Source organism: Aquabacterium sp. A3 (assembly GCF_038069945.1).
In the GTDB taxonomy this organism is placed as follows: domain Bacteria; phylum Pseudomonadota; class Gammaproteobacteria; order Burkholderiales; family Burkholderiaceae_C; genus Aquabacterium.
In genome coordinates, this window is sequence record NZ_JBBPEV010000001.1 from 392,345 (window position 1) to 410,082 (window position 17,738).

At 64.3% G+C, this 17,738-nt stretch carries 15 protein-coding genes; 2 read left to right on the plus strand and 13 right to left on the minus strand.

Translation table 11 applies throughout. The features are described from left to right. The first annotated feature begins 304 nt into the window (after positions 1-304). Both WNB94_RS01730 and WNB94_RS01735 read left to right on the plus strand, forming a co-directional pair. Positions 305-3,175 carry an Rne/Rng family ribonuclease gene (locus tag WNB94_RS01730; protein WP_341387973.1) on the plus strand — a complete coding sequence of 957 codons (2,871 nt, stop codon included), beginning with the start codon at positions 305-307 and terminating at the stop codon, positions 3,173-3,175. A gap of 161 nt (positions 3,176-3,336) precedes the next feature. Continuing rightward, positions 3,337-5,193, plus strand: a complete 1,857-nt coding sequence (locus tag WNB94_RS01735) for an AMP-dependent synthetase/ligase (protein ID WP_341387975.1) — start codon at positions 3,337-3,339, stop codon at positions 5,191-5,193. Positions 5,194-5,201: 8 nt separating this feature from the next. Here the strand turns inward: WNB94_RS01735 and nagZ are convergent, their stop codons facing one another. The 13 genes from nagZ to WNB94_RS01800 all read right to left on the minus strand — a co-directional run bounded on the left by nagZ (position 5,202) and on the right by WNB94_RS01800 (position 17,728). Next, positions 5,202-6,341, minus strand: coding sequence for a beta-N-acetylhexosaminidase (gene nagZ / locus WNB94_RS01740; protein WP_341387976.1), 1,140 nt, complete (start codon positions 6,339-6,341; stop codon positions 5,202-5,204). Beyond that, positions 6,338-6,745 (minus strand): holo-ACP synthase, encoded by a 408-nt coding sequence (acpS, locus tag WNB94_RS01745; RefSeq protein WP_341387977.1) that lies wholly within the window; start codon positions 6,743-6,745, stop codon positions 6,338-6,340. Before acpS ends, nagZ begins: the two co-directional genes overlap by 4 nt. Beyond that, positions 6,742-7,593, minus strand: coding sequence for a pyridoxine 5'-phosphate synthase (locus WNB94_RS01750; RefSeq protein WP_341387979.1), 852 nt, complete (start codon positions 7,591-7,593; stop codon positions 6,742-6,744). Before WNB94_RS01750 ends, acpS begins: the two co-directional genes overlap by 4 nt. Next, the gene (recO, locus tag WNB94_RS01755) at positions 7,590-8,396 is read right to left on the minus strand and encodes a DNA repair protein RecO (protein WP_341387980.1); all 807 of its coding nucleotides are present in this window, start codon (positions 8,394-8,396) and stop codon (positions 7,590-7,592) included. Before recO ends, WNB94_RS01750 begins: the two co-directional genes overlap by 4 nt. A gap of 25 nt (positions 8,397-8,421) precedes the next feature. Further along, complete coding sequence (gene era, locus WNB94_RS01760) at positions 8,422-9,483, minus strand: GTPase Era (RefSeq protein ID WP_445819013.1); 1,062 nt, start codon at positions 9,481-9,483, stop codon at positions 8,422-8,424. Positions 9,484-9,501: 18 nt separating this feature from the next. Further along, positions 9,502-10,239, minus strand: coding sequence for a ribonuclease III (rnc, locus tag WNB94_RS01765; RefSeq protein WP_341387981.1), 738 nt, complete (start codon positions 10,237-10,239; stop codon positions 9,502-9,504). Between the two features lie 35 nt (positions 10,240-10,274). After that, positions 10,275-10,655 (minus strand): DUF4845 domain-containing protein, encoded by a 381-nt coding sequence (locus tag WNB94_RS01770; RefSeq protein ID WP_341387983.1) that lies wholly within the window; start codon positions 10,653-10,655, stop codon positions 10,275-10,277. A gap of 18 nt (positions 10,656-10,673) precedes the next feature. Then, entirely contained in the window at positions 10,674-11,645 is a 972-nt protein-coding gene (gene lepB, locus WNB94_RS01775) for a signal peptidase I (protein WP_341387984.1), read from the minus strand. A gap of 15 nt (positions 11,646-11,660) precedes the next feature. After that, positions 11,661-13,469: a translation elongation factor 4 gene (gene lepA, locus WNB94_RS01780; RefSeq protein ID WP_341387986.1), complete on the minus strand. Its 1,809-nt coding sequence runs from the start codon at positions 13,467-13,469 to the stop codon at positions 11,661-11,663. 353 nt (positions 13,470-13,822) lie between these two features. After that, positions 13,823-15,328 (minus strand): DegQ family serine endoprotease, encoded by a 1,506-nt coding sequence (locus tag WNB94_RS01785; RefSeq protein WP_445819037.1) that lies wholly within the window; start codon positions 15,326-15,328, stop codon positions 13,823-13,825. A gap of 188 nt (positions 15,329-15,516) precedes the next feature. Further along, complete coding sequence (locus WNB94_RS01790) at positions 15,517-16,194, minus strand: sigma-E factor negative regulatory protein (RefSeq protein ID WP_341387987.1); 678 nt, start codon at positions 16,192-16,194, stop codon at positions 15,517-15,519. Between the two features lie 119 nt (positions 16,195-16,313). Then, positions 16,314-17,000 (minus strand): RNA polymerase sigma factor RpoE, encoded by a 687-nt coding sequence (gene rpoE / locus WNB94_RS01795; RefSeq protein ID WP_341387988.1) that lies wholly within the window; start codon positions 16,998-17,000, stop codon positions 16,314-16,316. Next, on the minus strand, positions 16,997-17,728 hold the full coding sequence (locus tag WNB94_RS01800) for a hypothetical protein (protein ID WP_341387990.1): 732 nt from the start codon (positions 17,726-17,728) through the stop codon (positions 16,997-16,999). Before WNB94_RS01800 ends, rpoE begins: the two co-directional genes overlap by 4 nt. Positions 17,729-17,738: the final 10 nt, after the last annotated feature.

A 17,738-nucleotide genomic window follows, 5' to 3' on the forward strand; every position in this document is an offset into this window, starting at 1 on the left:
CGCACAGACCAGTGACACCGGGACGCCCTCCTTCCTGCCCTGCCCCCTCTCTCGCCGTGGCCGTCCGTATTCGGGCGCAGGCGGGCGGCATCAGGCCAGAGTGGTGGACATGGCGTTCCGACCTGGCACACGCGCCCTTGCCCCTCGAACGCTCTGCGCGCTCGTGAGGCCCCAGGCAATTCCTTCACCGGTTCAGACTTCGTTGCTCGTGCATTCAGGCGGTCGGGGGTGGCAACACCTCAGGCCACTCGGGGTTTGACCGGCCACCATCCCGGTCAGGCCCCGCTTTGAATGTGGAGACCACATGAAGCGCATGCTGATCAACGCCACGCAGCCGGAAGAACGGCGCCTGGCCATTGTTGACGGACAAAAACTGCTCGACTTCGAAACCGAAATCGAAGGCCGCGAACAACGCAAGGGCAACATCTACAAAGCCGTCGTCACCCGGGTCGAACCCTCGCTGGAGGCCTGTTTCGTTGATTACGGCGAAGACCGGCATGGTTTCCTGCCGTTCAAGGAAATCTCACGCCAGTATTTCAAGGAAGGCGTCGAAGTTCGCTCGGCGCGCATTCAGGACGTGATCAAGGAAGGGCAGGAACTGCTCGTCCAGGTTGAAAAAGAAGAACGTGGCAACAAGGGCGCGGCCCTGACCACCTTCGTGTCGCTGGCCGGTCGGTACCTGGTGCTGATGCCCAACAACCCTCGCGGGGGTGGCGTCAGCCGCCGCATCGAGGGCGAAGACCGCGAAGAACTCAAGGAGGCCATGGACCAGCTTGAGTATCCCAAGGGCATGAGCCTGATTGCCCGCACCGCCGGCATCGGCCGCACGGCCGCCGAGCTGCAGTGGGACCTCAATTACATGCTCAAGCTGTGGACCGCCATCGACGAGGCGGCCCAGGCTGGCAAAGGCGCGTACCTGATTTACCAGGAATCCTCCCTGGTGATCCGCGCCATCCGCGATTACTTCACCGCCGACATCGGCGAGATCCTGATCGACACGGACGACATCTACGAGCAGGCCAAGCAGTTCATGCTGCACGTCATGCCCGAGACGGCCAACCGTGTGAAGCGCTACCGCGACGACGCACCGCTGTTCTCGCGCTTCCAGATCGAGCACCAGATCGAAACCGCCTTCAGCCGCACGGTGAACCTGCCCTCGGGCGGCGCCATCGTGATCGACCACACCGAAGCCCTGGTGGCTGTGGACGTGAACTCGGCACGCGCCACGCGCGGCGGCGACATCGAAGAAACCGCCTTTCGCACGAACCTGGAAGCGGCTGATGAAATTGCTCGTCAGATGAGGCTGCGCGACCTGGGCGGCCTGATCGTGATGGACTTCATCGACATGGAGGACAGCAAGAACCGCCGCGAGGTCGAACAGCGTCTGCGTGACGCCCTGCGCACCGACCGCGCCCGCGTGCAGTTCAGCTCGATCAGCAAGTTCGGCCTGCTGGAGATGTCGCGTCAGCGCCTGCGCCCCGCCTTGAGCGAAGGCAGCCACATCACCTGCCCGCGCTGTAACGGCACCGGCCACATCCGCGACACCGAGTCGTCGGCGCTGCAGATCCTGCGCATCATTCAAGAAGAATCGATGAAGGACAACACCGCCGCCGTGCACGTGCAAGTGCCGGTGGAAGTGACCTCCTTCCTGCTCAACGAGAAGCGCACCGAGATCACCAAGATCGAACTCAAGCAGCGCGTGACCGTGCTGCTGGTGCCCAACAAGCGCCTGGAAACCCCGAACTACAAGCTGGAGCGTCTGCGTCACGACGACCCGCGCCTGGAAAACATCCAGGCCAGCTACACCATGATCGAGGAGCAGGACGACGAGGTGGGCTTCACCCGCCGCGAAAAAGCCAAGGCCAAGCAAGAGCCGGTGATCAAGGGCGTGCTGCCCGATCAGCCGGCACCGGTGGCCGCGCCCAAGCCCGAGCCCGTGGCCGAGGTGGCGCAGCCCGTCGCTCGGCCTGTGCCGCCGGTGGCTGCACCCGTTGCGCCTGCCTCGGGTGGCGGCTTCTTTGGGTGGATCAAGCGCCTGTTCACCGGCGAGCCGGCGCCGAGCGCGCCGGTGTTCACACCCGCCCCTGCCCCTGAGACCACCGAAGAAAGTCCTGCTAAGGAAACCGGCAAGTCGGGCAACCGCAACCGCCGTGACGGACAGGCTCGCCGAGGTGGCAACGAGCGCCGCGAACGTCAACATGGTGAGCGTGGCGAAAACCGGGAAGGCCGCGAGGGCCGTGGTCAGCGCCGTGACGGGCGCTCCGACCAGGCCGATCAGCGCAACGGGGAAGAAGCACGCGGCGATCAACGCGGACGCAACGGTCGGGGCGGTCGACAAGATCGCACTGAGCGCCCCCAAGGGGATCGCCCCGTGATCAACCGCGAAGACATCGCCGCGCAAGCCGCCGCCCTGGGGCAGACCGCCCCTGAGGTCACGCTGGACACCGGCGCGGCAGAGCAAAGCGAGCGCGAAGGTAGCCGCCGTCGCCGCCGCGGTGGACGCGGCCGAGGTGATCGCGACGACGCTCAGAACGCGCGCACCGAAGGCGCCATGGAAGACGTGGGCGTGACAGCCGGCATCGTCGAGGCCGAGCGTGACGCGAGCGAGCAAGCGACTCCAAATGACGTGGCGACAGCCCCTGATGAAGCCCGCGAGGACGGTCGTGAAGGCGCTCGCCGTGGTCGAAGCCGAGGTGGCCGCGGCCGACGCGAGCGCGCCGACCAGGCGCCTGCCGACATGCCCTTGACGGAAGGCGCAGATGCGCCGACCCTGATCGCCGATGCGGAACCCGTCAGCGATGCGCCGGTCACCATGGCACCCATCGAGACGGCGGACAGCGGCCACGACGCTCAGCCCACGCCAGCCGACAGGCCTGCCGAAGTGGCGGCGACGGCGGGCCCTGAGGCGGCCGAAGCCAGTGCTGAGCCTGTGAAGCCCTACGTCCTGGCCATGGCAGATCTGGAAGCACTGGCTGCCGAGGCTGGGCTGCAGTGGGTCAACTCCGACCCCGCCAAGATCCAGGCGGTGCAAGAAGCGATTGCCCGCGAGCCGCGTCCCGTGCATGTTCCTCGTGAACGCAAGCCGGCCGTGGTCGTGGACGATGGCCCGCTGATTCTGGTGGAAACGCGCAAGGACCTGAACCAGGTCACCCTGCCGTTTGACGCAGCGGCCTGAGCACCGCTTCCAAGGTTTTCGCCTGCCAACCCACCCCAGGGCCTGCCCCGGGGTGGGTTTTTTCTTGCCCGCCAGATGTGATGCGCTGCGTACACCGTTAAAACCCCAGGTTGACGTTAACGTCAAGCTCTCCTGTAATGGACGAAACGACAGGAGCACACATGGCCATACCCCAACCTCAGGCGAGTCAACAGCCTCCCTCCTCCAAGGGTGCACGCCAAACCGACCCCCTGACGGCCTTTGTGCCACCACCTGTGGTGCTGCTGCGCACGGCCGAACGACTGGCCGGGCAACCCGCCTACGCGGTTCGCACGCCCGAAGGCTGGCAACACACCACCTGGCAAACCTACGGCGCCGAAGTGCGTCTGGCCGCACGGGCCTTGCTGACGCTGGGCGTGCGGCCCGGTCAGGCGGTGTCGATCCTGAGCTTCAACTGCCCGGCCTGGTCAGTCATGGGGTTCGGGGCCATGGCCATTGGTGCGGCACCTGCGGGGCTCTACTGGACGAGTTCCACCACCGATGTGGACTACATCCTGCGCCACTGCCAGGCCCCCGTGCTGATACTGGACGACCGTGCACGCCTTGAGGCGCTGAGCCCTGTCCTGGCCCTCGTCCCCACGCTGAAATACATCGTCTTGCTCAAAGGTGACCCGCAAGGCGTCGCCTGTGGCGACAAGCACCTGATGTCCTGGCAAGACTTCCTGGCGCTGGCACAAGACACGCCAGAGCCCGCCCTGCAACAACGCATGGGCCAACTGCGTGCCTCGGATGTGGGCACATTGATCTACACCTCAGGCACCACCGGACCGGCCAAAGCGGTGGTGCTCAGTCAGGGCAACTTGTGGTGGACCGCCACCACCATGCAAAAGACCTTTGCCGTTGACCACCGGGATCGCATGATCTCCTACCTGCCACTGGCGCACATCGCCGAACAGATGGGCAGCATGCACAACCAGGCCCATGCCGGCTTCGAGGTGTTCTACGCACGCAGCCTGGAAGAATTGGGGGACCACCTCAAAGAGGTGCACCCCACGGTGTTCTTCGGGGTGCCCCGCGTGTGGGAGAAAATGCAATCGGCCATTCAGAGCAAACTGGCCGATGCCACCGGCATGAAGGCCATCCTGGCGCGCTGGGCCTTGCGCGTGGGGCAGGCCTGGCATGCACGCGACCTGTCCGGGCAGGCCGCAGGTCCGTGGCTGACGCTGCAAAAGTCCCTGGCGCACCGCCTCATCTACCGAAAAGTCCAAGCGGCACTGGGGTTTGATCAGGCACGCTTGCTCACCTCCGGTGCAGCCCCCATCGCCCCAGAAAGCCTCGCGTTCTTCACCGGGCTGAACCTGGTGGTGCGAGAGCTTTATGGTCAGTCAGAGGCTTGTGGCCCCTCCACACTCAGCCTGCCGGGCCTCACCCGCATCGGCTCGGTAGGCCAGGCGCTACCCGGCACCGAGATGACGGTGGCCGACGATGGCGAATTGCTGGTGCGTGGCCCCCACATCTTCCAAGGCTACCTGGGCCAGGCCAGCGCCACGGCCGAAGCGATGAACGGCCCCTGGCTGCGCACAGGCGATCTGGGCCACATCGACGAAGACGGCTTCGTGTTCATCACGGGCCGCAAAAAGGACCTGATCATCACGTCCGGAGGCAAGAACATCTCGCCGGCCAACATCGAGGCCGCGTTGATGGACACGCACCTCATCGAGCACGCCGTGGTCTGTGGAGACAGGCGGCACTTTCTGACGGCCCTGATATCACTGGACCAGGCCGCGCTGGAGGCCTTCGGCCGGCAGCACGGCCTGCAGGGCGAACTGCGTCAGCACCCTCAGGTGTTGGCGGCACTGCAGGCCGATGTGGAGGCGGTCAACGCCCGCCAGGCACGCGTGGCCCACATCCGCAAGTTCAGCCTGCTGCCGCATGCGTTGAGCATCGAGGGGGGCGAACTGACCCCCACGATGAAGGTCAAGCGCAAAGTGGTGCTCGAACGCCATCAGGGGCTGATCGAGGCCATGTACCAGGACTGAGGCTCAACTCACGCGGGCAAACGGGCCAGGGCCTGCTGGTAGGCGGGCTGATGCATCAGGTCATCCCAGGGCACGGGATGATGCTGGGGCAACAAGCCCAGCCTGCGCGCCTCGCTGTCGGGACTGGCCTGCCACAGGCCATCCGCCTGGGCCTGCAACAGCCCGTCCAGCAAGGCATCCACGGGGGCGCCGCCTTGAACCGACTGGTTGCACAACAGCACCAGATCACACCCCGCATTGAGTGCTGCGATGGCACCCTGGGTGTGATTGCCGGCCACGCTGGCACCCTCCATGCTCAGGTCGTCGCTGAAGATGGCACCGGTGAACCCCATCTGGGCACGCAAGATGTCTTGCAGCCAGCGTCGAGAAAAGCCTGCGGGCGCCGCATCGACCTTCGGGTAAATGACGTGGGCTGGCATGACGCTGCCCAAGGAGAGGTCCAGCCATTCGTAAGGCCGCGCATCGTCGGCCAGGATGGCCTTGAGCGAACGCCGGTCCACAGGCACATCCACGTGCGAATCGGCCTTCACAAAACCGTGCCCCGGGAAATGCTTGCCGCAGTTGGACATGCCCGCCTGTTGCAGGCCCTGCATCACGGCCCTGGCCAACATGCTCACCACCCGTGGATCGCGGTGAAAAGCCCGGTCGCCGATCACGCCGCTTTCACCCCAGTCCAGGTCGAGCACCGGGGTGAAGGTGAGGTCAACACCACACGCGCGCAACTCACTGGCCAGCACATAGCCGCAAGCGGTGGCCGCCGCCATGGCGCGCATGGCGCCCAGCCCCTCGACCTGTGCGCGCCCCTGACAGTCATCGGTCCACATCTCGCCCAGGCGGCGCATGGCGGGCACGTGGGTGAAGCCGTCCGTCTTGAAGCGCTGCACGCGTCCACCTTCGTGGTCGACACAGATGAGCAGGTCGTCACGCACCGATTTGATCTCGGCACACAAGCTGGTGAGTTGGGCGCGGTTGTGCCAATTGCGGGCAAACAAGATGACCCCGCCCGTCAAGGGGTGCAGCAGCCGACGGCGATCGGACTCATCCAGGCTCAGGCCAGGCACGTCCAGCACCACTGGCGCGTGGGCATGGACTGGTGCATGGGTGGGCACGGTCTGGCGGGAAGAACGGGGGCGGCGAGGCGATTTCATGAAGCGGTCGGGGGTTGGTGTTCGATGATGACAAAAGCCAGGGCGTGATGGGCCTCATCACTCAGGGACAGGTGCGCACGCCAGTGCTGGCGGGCAAACCAGTCGGCCAGTTCGCCATGAAGCTGCCAGGTCGGCTGCCCCAGGGCGCCAGAGATCACTTCACAGGCCTGCCAGCCCATGGGATGACGCATGCCCAGTCCGATGGCCTTGGCAAAGGCCTCTTTGGCCGCAAAACGCGTCGCCACATAACGATGGGCATGCGCCGACGAGGTCTGCAAACGTTGCTCAAAGGTCTGCCACTCCGAGGGGCCAAGAATGCGGCGTGCAAACCGCAGCCCGTGACGCTGCAGCGCCGCATCGATGCGGCGCACATCACACAGGTCGGTGCCGATGCCTGCAATCACGTGGCCCGCCTGCGCGCCGCAATGGACTCGGCCCTGAAATCGGCGATGGCCTGCTTGAGCCCTACCAGCACGGCGTGGCCCACCAAGGCATGGCCAATGTGGAGCTCGGCCACCTCGGGCATGGCGGCCACGATGGCCGTGCTGCTGGGCTCAGTGGCAACGGCCGCGCCAGTCAGGCCAGACTGGGGCCATCCATCACGGCTCACGGCCAGCGCAAGGCCATGACCCGCGTGGGTGCGCAAGCCCAGGCTTTGCCCCAGGCGCAAGCCAGCCAGCAACCTGGCCTGCTCACGCGCGATCGCCGAGGTGTCACGGTCCCACCAGGCATGGGCCAGAGGCCCAGTGTGCAGCTCGATGCAGGGAGCGCCTGCCCGGGCAGCGGCCTCGATCTGAACGGGGTCGGCACCGATGAACAAGGACACGCGGCAGCCAGCCCGTGCCAGCCGGGCACAGGCCTCTTGCACACGACCAAACTGGCCCTGCACGTCCAGCCCACCTTCCGTGGTCACCTCCTGGCGTCGCTCTGGCACCAGACACACGTGCTCAGGTGCTGTGCGTTCGATGATGTCGAGCATCTCATCGGTGATGGCCGCCTCGAAATTCAAGGGCACCGACAACGCGGCCTTCAGCCGACTCACATCGTCGTCGCGGATGTGGCGGCGATCTTCGCGCAGGTGGAAGGTGATGATGTCTGCGCCCCCCTCCACGGCCCACTGTGCCGCCACCACCGGGTCCGGGAATGCACCGCCACGGGCATTGCGCAAGGTGGCGACATGGTCGATGTTGACGCCCAGCAAAGGCGCATCGTGTGCCGTCAATTGCGCGGCAGGCGAGACAGAGAAGCTCATGGTTGTTGCAGTTCCATCATCAGCTGGCGGGTGCGCAGCGTCCGGGTACCGAGATGATAGTGAATCAGTTGCCTGCAAATGGCCTTGAGCTCACTTTGCACGGGCAAGCACACCGACATCAAGTGCGGCATGCCACGATGCCAGGCAGGCACCGATGAACCCGCACCGGGCAGCCATTGACGCAGACCGCCTTCCAGGGCCAGCAGGTGCACCCCGCCCAGGGCCACACCCGGCGGACCTTGTCCATCCGACGGCTGGGCTGGCATCACGCCCATGTCAGGCCACACCTCATAAGCCTGGCCATCGCGCACAGGCTGCGCATCCAGGGTCTGCACCGACAGATCCGGCAAGTGGCCCAACTGCCGCAACAGCACCAGCTCAAAAGCCCTCAGGGCCGCCTGCAACAACAGGGGGTCGGCCATGGCCTGCAAGGTCTGGGCATAGGCCTCGAACAACACGGGTTGAGGCTCATGGCGCACCAGCATGTGCATCAGTAACTCATTGAGGTAGAACCCCGGCAACAAGGCGGGGCCACCCGGCCAGGCCGTGCCGCCCGCCCACTCGGCATGACGCAACAAGGCCACCTCGGCATCCTCACCACGCTTGCTGCCAAAAGCCACCTGGATGCGTTGAAACGGCAACAACACAGGTCGCAGCTGAGAATGGGGCCGCTTGGCCCCCTTGGCCGCAGCCACCACCCTGCCCTGCTCTTTGGTGAACAAATCCAGAATCAGGCTGGACTCACTCCAGTCGTGGCTGTGCAGCACAAAGGCCGGGGTCAACCGGGATGCGGCGCGTACCATGTCGACACCTGGCCCCAGGGCGCCTTCATTCGTAACCGTAAGCGCGCAGGCGCGTTTCGTCGTCGGCCCAGCCAGAGCGCACCTTGACCCACAACTCCAGAAACACCTTCACGCCCGTGAGGCGCTCAAGCTCGGTGCGCGCCTCGGTGCCAATGCGCTTGAGTCGTTCGCCCTTGTCCCCGATCACCATGCCCTTGTGCTGATCGCGCTCGACGATGATGGTGGCGGCGATCCGGGTCAGGCCTTTGGCCCGAGGCTTGTCAGGCGGGGGCGGCTCGTCGGCGTAAGCGTCAATCACCACCGTGGAGGTGTAAGGCAACTCGTCGCCCGTGAGCCTGAACAGCTTTTCACGGATGATCTCGCTGGCCAGGAAGCGGTCGGTGCGGTCCGTCAGGGCGTCGGCGTCGTACCACCAGCCTTGCTGCGGCAAATAGGGGCGCACGATGCTCAGAAGCCGCTGCGGATCGTTGGCCTTCTGGGCTGACAAGGGCACGAACTCGGCAAACGGATGATGGGCCTGCATCGACTGCATCCAGGGCAGGAGGTCTTCGCGACGGTTCACCAGATCCTGCTTGTTGGCCACCAGAATGACCGGCTTGTCCTTGGGCAACAGCCCGACCACTTTGGCGTCATCAGGCCCGAAGCGCCCTGCCTCGACCAGGAACAACACCACATCCACGTCCGACAAGGTGGACTGCACGGTCTTGTTCAGGTTGCGGTTCAAGGCCGCCGTGCCTTTGACGGTGTGCCGGGTCTGAAAACCGGGCGTGTCGACGAACACAAACTGGGTGTCGCCCTCGGTGCAGATGCCGGTGATGCGATGGCGCGTGGTCTGGGCCTTGCGCGAGGTGATGGACACCTTCTGCCCCACCATGGCGTTCATCAAGGTGGACTTGCCCACGTTGGGCCGCCCCACGATGGCCACGAGGCCGCAACGCTGCGCTGAAGGATCCACGCCGCGATCATCCCCTCCTTGACGCGCCATGCTCAGGCCCGCCAGCATGGCATCAAGCTCGGGGTTGAGCGGCTCGGTGGATGGCGGCGGAGCATCGCCGGCAGATGAGGAAGGTTGTTTGCGCTGGGCCATGCCTGGCTTTCTTTGAGTTCAGGCCTGTCGAGGCCGGGCCTTCTTGACCACCACCACAGGGGCCGCACCGCGTGTGCGCTCTGCGGGCAGAGACTGAAGTTCTTGCAAGGTCTGGGCGGCAGCGGCCTGCTCGGCGGCCCGTCGAGAGGTGCCCTCTCCACGGGCCTGCACGGCCAGGTCCGGCACCTCACACACCACCACAAACACCTGTTCGTGGGCCTTGCCTCGGGTGGATTCAATGCGGTACGAAGGAACCGGCAGCTTGCGCCCCTGCAGCCACTCCTGCAAGGCGGTCTTGGCATCCTTGGTCCAGACCTCCAGGGTCGATTCATGCAGCAAGGGGGCAAACAGGCTGTCCACCACGGCACGGGCACGCTCGAAACCGGCGTCAAGGTACACCGCCCCGAAAATGGCTTCCAACGCGTCGGCCAGGATGGACGGGCGTTGCGCACCACCACCTTTGGCCTCACCTTCGCTGAGGCGCAACAGCGCGGGCAGGCCCATCTGCACCGCCAGGCGATGCAGCATGTCCTGGCGCACCAGATGGGCACGCACACGGGTCAGGTCACCCTCGTCGCTCTGGTCGAACTGACGGTACAACAGCGCCGAAACGCACAGGCTCAACACCGCGTCGCCCAGAAACTCCAGGCGCTCGTAGTTTCCGCTGCCGAAGCTCTTGTGCGTGACCGCACGCACCAGCAGTTCAGGCTGCGTGAACTCGTGCCCCAGCCGGCGCTGCAACTCTTGCAAGGCCATGGGAAGGGTCGCCGTCCGCGAGGTAGAACGGTTCGTCAGCGTGACTGCCCCTTGAACTTGAGCAAAAGATAAACCGGATCGACGAGCTCGATTTCGCGCTCATACGCAAAGCTCACGATCACCCGACCTTCGTCGTTCTTGCTGATGTCGAGGTCCGACGAAGAGATGGACTCCACACCGTACTGGACTTGTTTTTCGCGCTCAAAGGCGGCCCGGATCTCGGGGATGGTGCTGCCGCCGGACTGCGCCACCTTGTTGACCATGCTCAGCACCGTACGGTACTCGGTCACCGCTGGCACCACCTTCATGACCAGCAGGGCAGCCATGGCCACCAACACCGCCCAGAACACCAGGCCCACCATGGTGACGCCCCGCAGGTGATGCGGGCGTACGCGCTTCAACTGTGTCGTGTTCACGTCAGTCTCCTCTTTGGATCAGTGGAAGAAACCGATGCGCTTCATGTCGGAGAAGTTCATCCAGATCATGAACGCTTTGCCGACGATGTGGTCATCGGGCACGAAACCCCAGAAACGGGAGTCAAGAGAATTGTCGCGGTTGTCGCCCATCACAAAGTAGTGTCCTGCGGGCACCTTGCAGACGACACCCTCGCCACTGTAGCGGCAAGCGTCCTTGTGGGGGAAATTGTCAATGGCCTGCGGCGGCACGAATGGCGGCCGCTTGGGGTCCACCAAAATGCGATGGGCCACCGCGCCCACCTGCTCTTCGTATTGAGACAGGTAGCTCAGGGTTTCACGCTCGTAAAACTCCGGCAAGGGGTTGATGGGGGCGGGCACACCGTTGATCGTGAGCTGCTTGTTGATGTAGGCCACCTCATCGCCCGGCACCCCGATCACGCGCTTGATGTAATCCATGGACGGATTGACCGGGTAGCGAAACACCATGACATCACCGCGTTGCGGGTCGTTGTTGCCAACGATCTTCTTGTTGATCACCGGCAGGCGAACACCATAGTGAAACTTGTTGACCAGGATGAGGTCCCCCACCAGCAAGGTGGGAATCATCGACCCTGACGGGATCTTGAAGGGCTCGAACAGAAACGAGCGCATCAAGAACACGGCACAGATCACCGGAAACAGGCCTGCCGTCCAGTCCAGCCACCACGGTTGTGCCAGCAAACGCTGCTGGGCTTGGGCCACGTCGCCGTCCACCTGGGTGATGCCCTTGGTGGCCAGTTGCGCACGGCGGGCCTGGTCTTGCTCGGCCACGCGGGCCGCTGCTGCCTCGCGCTCAGGCTTGAACTTGTAGCGCTCTGCCAACCAGTAAACCAGCGTGACCGTGGTCATGACAAACAGCACGAGCGAAAAGTTGCCCTGCCATTGGCCAACGTACCAGCCCCCCAGGTACACGGCCAGCGCCGCGTACAACAGTCCTGTGATCAGACTCATTGATGTAATTCCAGGTCAGTCGTCCACCTGCAAGATGGCGAGGAAGGCTTCCTGCGGCACCTCGACGGTACCGATTTGCTTCATTCGCTTCTTGCCGGCCTTTTGTTTTTCAAGCAGCTTGCGCTTGCGGGTGATGTCACCGCCGTAGCATTTTGCCAGCACGTTCTTGCGCAAGGCCTTGATGTTTTCTCGGGCGATGATGTTGCCGCCAATGGCCGCCTGGATGGCCACGTCGTACATCTGGCGCGGGATCTGCTCGCGCATCTTGGCCGCCACGGCGCGGCCGCGGTATTGCGACTGCATGCGGTGCACGATGATGGACAAGGCGTCCACGCGGTCGCCGTTGATCAGCAGATCCACCTTCACCACGTCAGAGGCGCGGTATTCCTTGAACTCGTAGTCCATCGAGGCATAACCGCGCGAGACCGACTTGAGCTTGTCAAAGAAGTCCAGCACGATCTCGGCCAGCGGCATCTCGTAGGTCAGCATGACCTGACGGCCGTGGTAGGCCATGTTCATCTGCACGCCACGCTTCTGGTTGGCCAGCGTCATCACCGGGCCCACATAATCTTGGGGCATGTACAGATGCACCGTGACGATGGGCTCGCGGATCTCGGCGATCTTGGCCACCTCGGGCATCTTCGAGGGGTTCTCCACCTCGATGACCTCGCCCCCATTGAGCTCCACCTGGTAGACCACGCTGGGCGCGGTGGTGACCAGATCCTGGTCAAACTCGCGCTCCAGGCGCTCTTGCACGATCTCCATGTGCAGCAGGCCCAGGAAGCCGCAGCGGAAGCCAAAGCCCAGCGCCTGCGACACCTCGGGCTCGTAACGCAGCGAGCTGTCGTTGAGCTTGAGCTTTTCCAGCGCGTCGCGCAGCGAGTCGTACTCGCTGGATTCGCTGGGGTACAGGCCTGCAAACACCTGCGGCTGGATTTCCTTGAAGCCCGGCAGCGGCTCGGTGGCCGGGCCGGCGTTATTGGGCAATTTCTTTTCGACCGTGACGGTGTCACCGACCTTGGCGGCCGCAAGCTCTTTGATGCCGCAGATCACAAAGCCCACTTCACCCGCCCGCAGCTCGGGCCGGTCCACTGACTTGGGCGAAAACACACCCAGGTGATCCACCGGGTAGACCGAATTGGTGGCCATCAGGCGGATGCGCTCGCCCTTCTTCAACACGCCGTCGACCACACGCACCAGCATCACCACGCCCACGTAGTTGTCGAACCAGGCGTCGATGATCATGGCGCGAGGCGGGCCATCCGGGTTGCCCTTCGGGGGCGGCATCTTGGCCACCACCATCTCAAGAATCTCGTCGATGCCCATGCCCGTCTTGGCCGAGCAAGGAATGGCGTCGGTGGCGTCGATGCCGATCACGTCCTCGATCTCGGCCTTGGCGCGATCCGGGTCGGCCTGCGGCAAGTCCATCTTGTTGAGGACCGGAATCACCTCCACACCCAGATCGAGCGCGGTGTAGCAGTTGGCCACGGTTTGCGCTTCAACGCCTTGCGACGCATCGACCACGAGCAACGCGCCTTCACAGGCAGACAGCGAACGGCTGACTTCATAGGAGAAGTCCACGTGGCCCGGGGTGTCGATCAGGTTGAGGTTGTAGACCTGGCCATCCTTGGCCGTGTACTGCAAAGCAGCCGTCTGGGCCTTGATGGTGATGCCCCGCTCCTTCTCGATGTCCATCGAGTCCAGCACCTGGGCTTCCATCTCACGATCACTCAGCCCCCCACAGCGCTGGATGATGCGATCGGCCAGGGTGGATTTGCCATGGTCGATGTGGGCAATGATCGAAAAATTACGGATGTGATTCATAAAAAAAAGGCACGTCCAAGATGCATGACGCGCCTTCCAACAAAAACGTATGGCAACTGCTTGTTGGACCTTCATTGTACAGAAAAGGTCCGGGGTGCAAGCCCCTGAATGTCGATGGGCAGGGGCTTTCAGGCCGACCGGCTCATTTCCATCAACAGGTTATCCACATGCTTGTGTGGATAAAAACGGGGGCCGCACGCGAGGGCGTCGGTTCGCGAGGCGGAGCCGGATTGTACCGACAAACCGGTCAGCGCCACGCAGTTATCAACAGCAAGCCAGACCCCAGGGGGTCTGGCCACTTCGCTGCAACGCAACAAAAACCCTTACCTGCAGTCAGGTAAGCAGGGCCTCACTCAGCGATTGGGGCGAATCACCACGTACTGAGCCCACTCACCCCGGCGCACCAGCAAGCTGACAGGGCGCTGGCGGTCCACCTTGGCCGTCACCGCATCGAACTGTTTGGCGCTGGTGATCTGCACATTGGCCAAGGCCAGCACCACATCCCCCGGACGCAAACCTGCCCTGGCAGCTGGCCCATCAACCTGGTCAACGAGCACGCCGTCCGACTTGAGTTCGCGCTTCTGATCGGGCGTCAGGTCGCTGACCACCAAGCCCAGCACGGCCTGCGCCACGCTGTTGCTGCGCGAAGGTGTCGCCGGCTTGTTGCCTGGTGTTGCCTCGGCCACTTCCATGGACGCCACCGTCAGGCTCAAGTCCTTGTAGGCGCCGCGACGGAACACCTGCACGCTCACCTTGGTGCCGGGCCGGGTGGCCGCCACCTGCCTGGACAGGTCGGCTGGCGAGTCTATGCCCTGCCCATTGAAGCGGGTGATGATGTCACCGGCCTCCAGGCCAGCCTTGTCGGCGGGCAAACCAGCCTCCACCCCCTGAACCATGGCCCCCATGGCCCGCTTGAGCCCCAGCGAGTCAGCCACCTCCTTGGTGACCGGCCCGATCGAGACCCCGATGCGACCACGGGTCACCTTGCCATCGGTGCGCAACTGATCGGCCACCCGCATGGCATCGTCGATCGGGATGGACAGCGAGATGCCCATGAACCCACCCGATCGACTGAGGATCTGGGAGTTGATGCCCACCACCTCGCCGCGCATGTTGATCAGCGGGCCACCCGAGTTGCCGGGGTTGACGGCCACATCGGTCTGAATAAAGCGAATCTCTTCTCCGGTGTCGCGGGCCTTGGCGCTGACGATGCCGGCCGTGACGGTGTTTTCGAGACCAAACGGCGTGCCGATGGCCATGACCCACTCGCCCACCTTGAGGCGACTCACATCACCGATGGTGACGGCCGGCAGACCCTTGGCCTCGATCTTGACCACCGCCACGTCGGTGCGCTTGTCAACGCCCACCACCTTGGCCTTGTATTCACGCTTGTCCGTGAGGTTGACGTACACCTCATCGGCCCCATCGATGACGTGTGCATTGGTCATCACGTAGCCATCCGGCGTGAGGATGAAGCCCGACCCCACCCCACGTGGCCGCTCTTCACCTTGCGAAGAGTCGTCCTGCGGTGCGGGCCGTCGCGGCGTGGGCGCAGGCCCTGGCATGGGCATGCCAAAGAAACGACGGAAGAACTCCTGCATCTGCTGGTCCATCTCGTCATTGCCTGCCTGGTTCATCACCACGCGCTGCGTGGTGCGAATGCTGACGACCGACGGACCCACACGCTCCACCAGATCGGTGAAGTCGGGCAAGCCCTTGACAAGCACCGGGGGCTGCGCCGCCGACGTGGCTGGCGGCTGGCTGAGTTGGGCCTGAGACGCATGGGGAAACAGGCTGGAGCTCAACACGAACCCCACTGCTGACACCACAACACCGACCACCAGCGTGCGTCGCACCAGCGACGACCCCGCAACCGCTTTGCTCTTGAGCATGGCTGACATGGCGTTCATACCTCGACGAATGATTCGAAAAGAAGACGACGCGTTCTTAACGCATGGGCCGAATGTTAAGCCGACAGCGCTAAGCTCATGTGAGCGGGGCGTAAAGTGAAGTGAAGCGTGAAGTGAAGCGCAGCATCACGCCGCGTTCAGCGAATCATCCAGACGAGGTCGGTCGGCGTGGCATCTGCACCCACGGCAGACATCGGTGATTCAGCGATGGCGCCATCGGCCAGCACCGACGTGCGCGTGGCCTGTGCCGAAAACGACTTGGCCATCGGCTCGCCTGCAGGCCCCCAGGCCAGACCGGCATTGACCGGCACCGCACCCACGAGCGCCATGGCACCGCCCGAAGACGGCTGCAGCGCGGAAGATGCCCCCCCCTGGCTCATGGCCAGGTTGGATGCGCCCGGCGTTGTGGCCCACTGGCCTTGCAGAGTCAAAACGCCCGCCAGGATGGCCACGAAAGAAGCCGCCACCGCCAGAGGGCCCGACCAGCGGCGCGAGCGTGCCGGCGTCATGGGCGCCGCAGAAGGCTGAGCAGCCGCCGCCACCTGCGCGGCAGCTCGCGGGGCCAGCACCACAGGCTCATCGGCCAGCCGCTGGCGGAGTTTGCTCAAGAAATGATCGTGCTGGGCCGTGCTGGCCAGCTCTTCAGACCGCAGGACATCACCGATCAGCTGATAGGACGCCCACACCTGGCGCGCACCGTCATCGTCACACCAGTTTGCACAGGCCTCGGTCACTTCCGAGGCCGTGGCCTCACCGTCCGCCAGGGCAGACAGAGACTGATAGCGGGTGTTGTGATCCACAGACTGTTCATTCATGAAGGTAGCTCCTGACTGGGCCAGACGCGCCAGCGATGTCGGTCAGACACTGACCTCAACACCAGGTTCCGCGTCGCTGATGCTCCGAGTCGCCTTCGCCACAAAAAGTTCACAGAACTTCACCAGCGTTCGCCCCGTCGGGTGTCCAACAGGGGGCGAAGTCGCGTCGCGATGGCCTCACGCGCCCTGAAGATGCGCGAGCGCACGGTGCCAATCGGGCAATTCATCATCTCGGCGATCTCTTCGTAGCTGAGTCCCTCGATCTCGCGCAGGGTGATGGCCTGCCGAAGGTCTTCAGACAGCTCCGCCATGGCCTTGTGCACGGTTTCGGCCACCTGCCGGCTGGCCAGCACCGACTCAGGGGTTTCCCCATCGGTCAGCTCGTTTTCGACACGGGAGCCCTCATCATCGTCACCGACGGCGGCACTGACCGCCGACTCGGTGATGACTGGATCGCGCTGCAGCCCGATCATGGCCTTTTTGGCCGTGTTCACCGCAATGCGGTACAGCCAGGTGTAAAACGCGCTTTCGCCCCGAAAAGCCGGCAACGCCCGGTAAGCCCGGATGAAGGTTTCCTGGGCAATGTCTTCAACCAGGTCGACATCACGCACCATGCGTCCGATCAGGCGCTCGATCCGGCGCTGGTACTTGACCACCAGCATCTCGAATGCCCGCTGATCGCCACGCTGCACGCGCTCAACGAGCGCGGCGTCGACGTCCACCACCGGCTTGACGGCCGCCTCGGTCACGGTGGCCTCAACGGGCGTGGTCAAGCCCTCCGGGGGCTGCGGCTCATGGGCTGTCATGCCAGCCTCCGAGCGTCGTGCGCCGCAGCGTCTGAGCCCAAACCAGGCTCGCCCATCCAGACTGTGTCGGCAAACACCGTGTCAGGGAACTGGGTTTCAGGGGCTGAAGTGGCAGGAAACGGAAGCGGCACGGGGACTTTCTGATCGCGAGGCCCTGATGATGCCATCGCTGGCGCCCGACCGCTGGCCTGCCCCAGATTGAGCGTGAGCAAACAGCTCAGCCGGTGCAGATCCTGGGGGTCGGAGCCCGCCAACATGGGCGGCAACCAGCACCAGGCCAGGCGATGCAGTCGAGGATCCGGGCTGGCCTGACGCACCCGCAACAAGCGCCAGCCCGACAACTGCATGACCACGGCCAGGGACACGGGTCGATCACCCCAGTGCAGCACGCGCCAATGTGCCTGCGCTGCCGTACCCGAACGATCGCCCGGACACCAGCGCAGACAGAGGGCGGCGGCCGGCCGCCTCAACCGCCAGGCCACCCTGAGGGCCACCACGCTCCAGGCCATGGCCACCAGCACGCACGTGGCCGCCACAGCCCCATGCACCTGCCCGGCCATGCCTGCCTGAGCCCAAGCCCAGGCCCACGCCATGGCCAGCAACAGCGTGCCGGCCAGCAGGGCATGCACCAGCACACGCAGCCAGGCCACTGGCGGCAGCCCACCACGCAAATGCCATTGCCCTGGCGCCGTCAGCGGCGGGGCACTGAACGCACTGGCCGTGTGCATGGGCCGATGG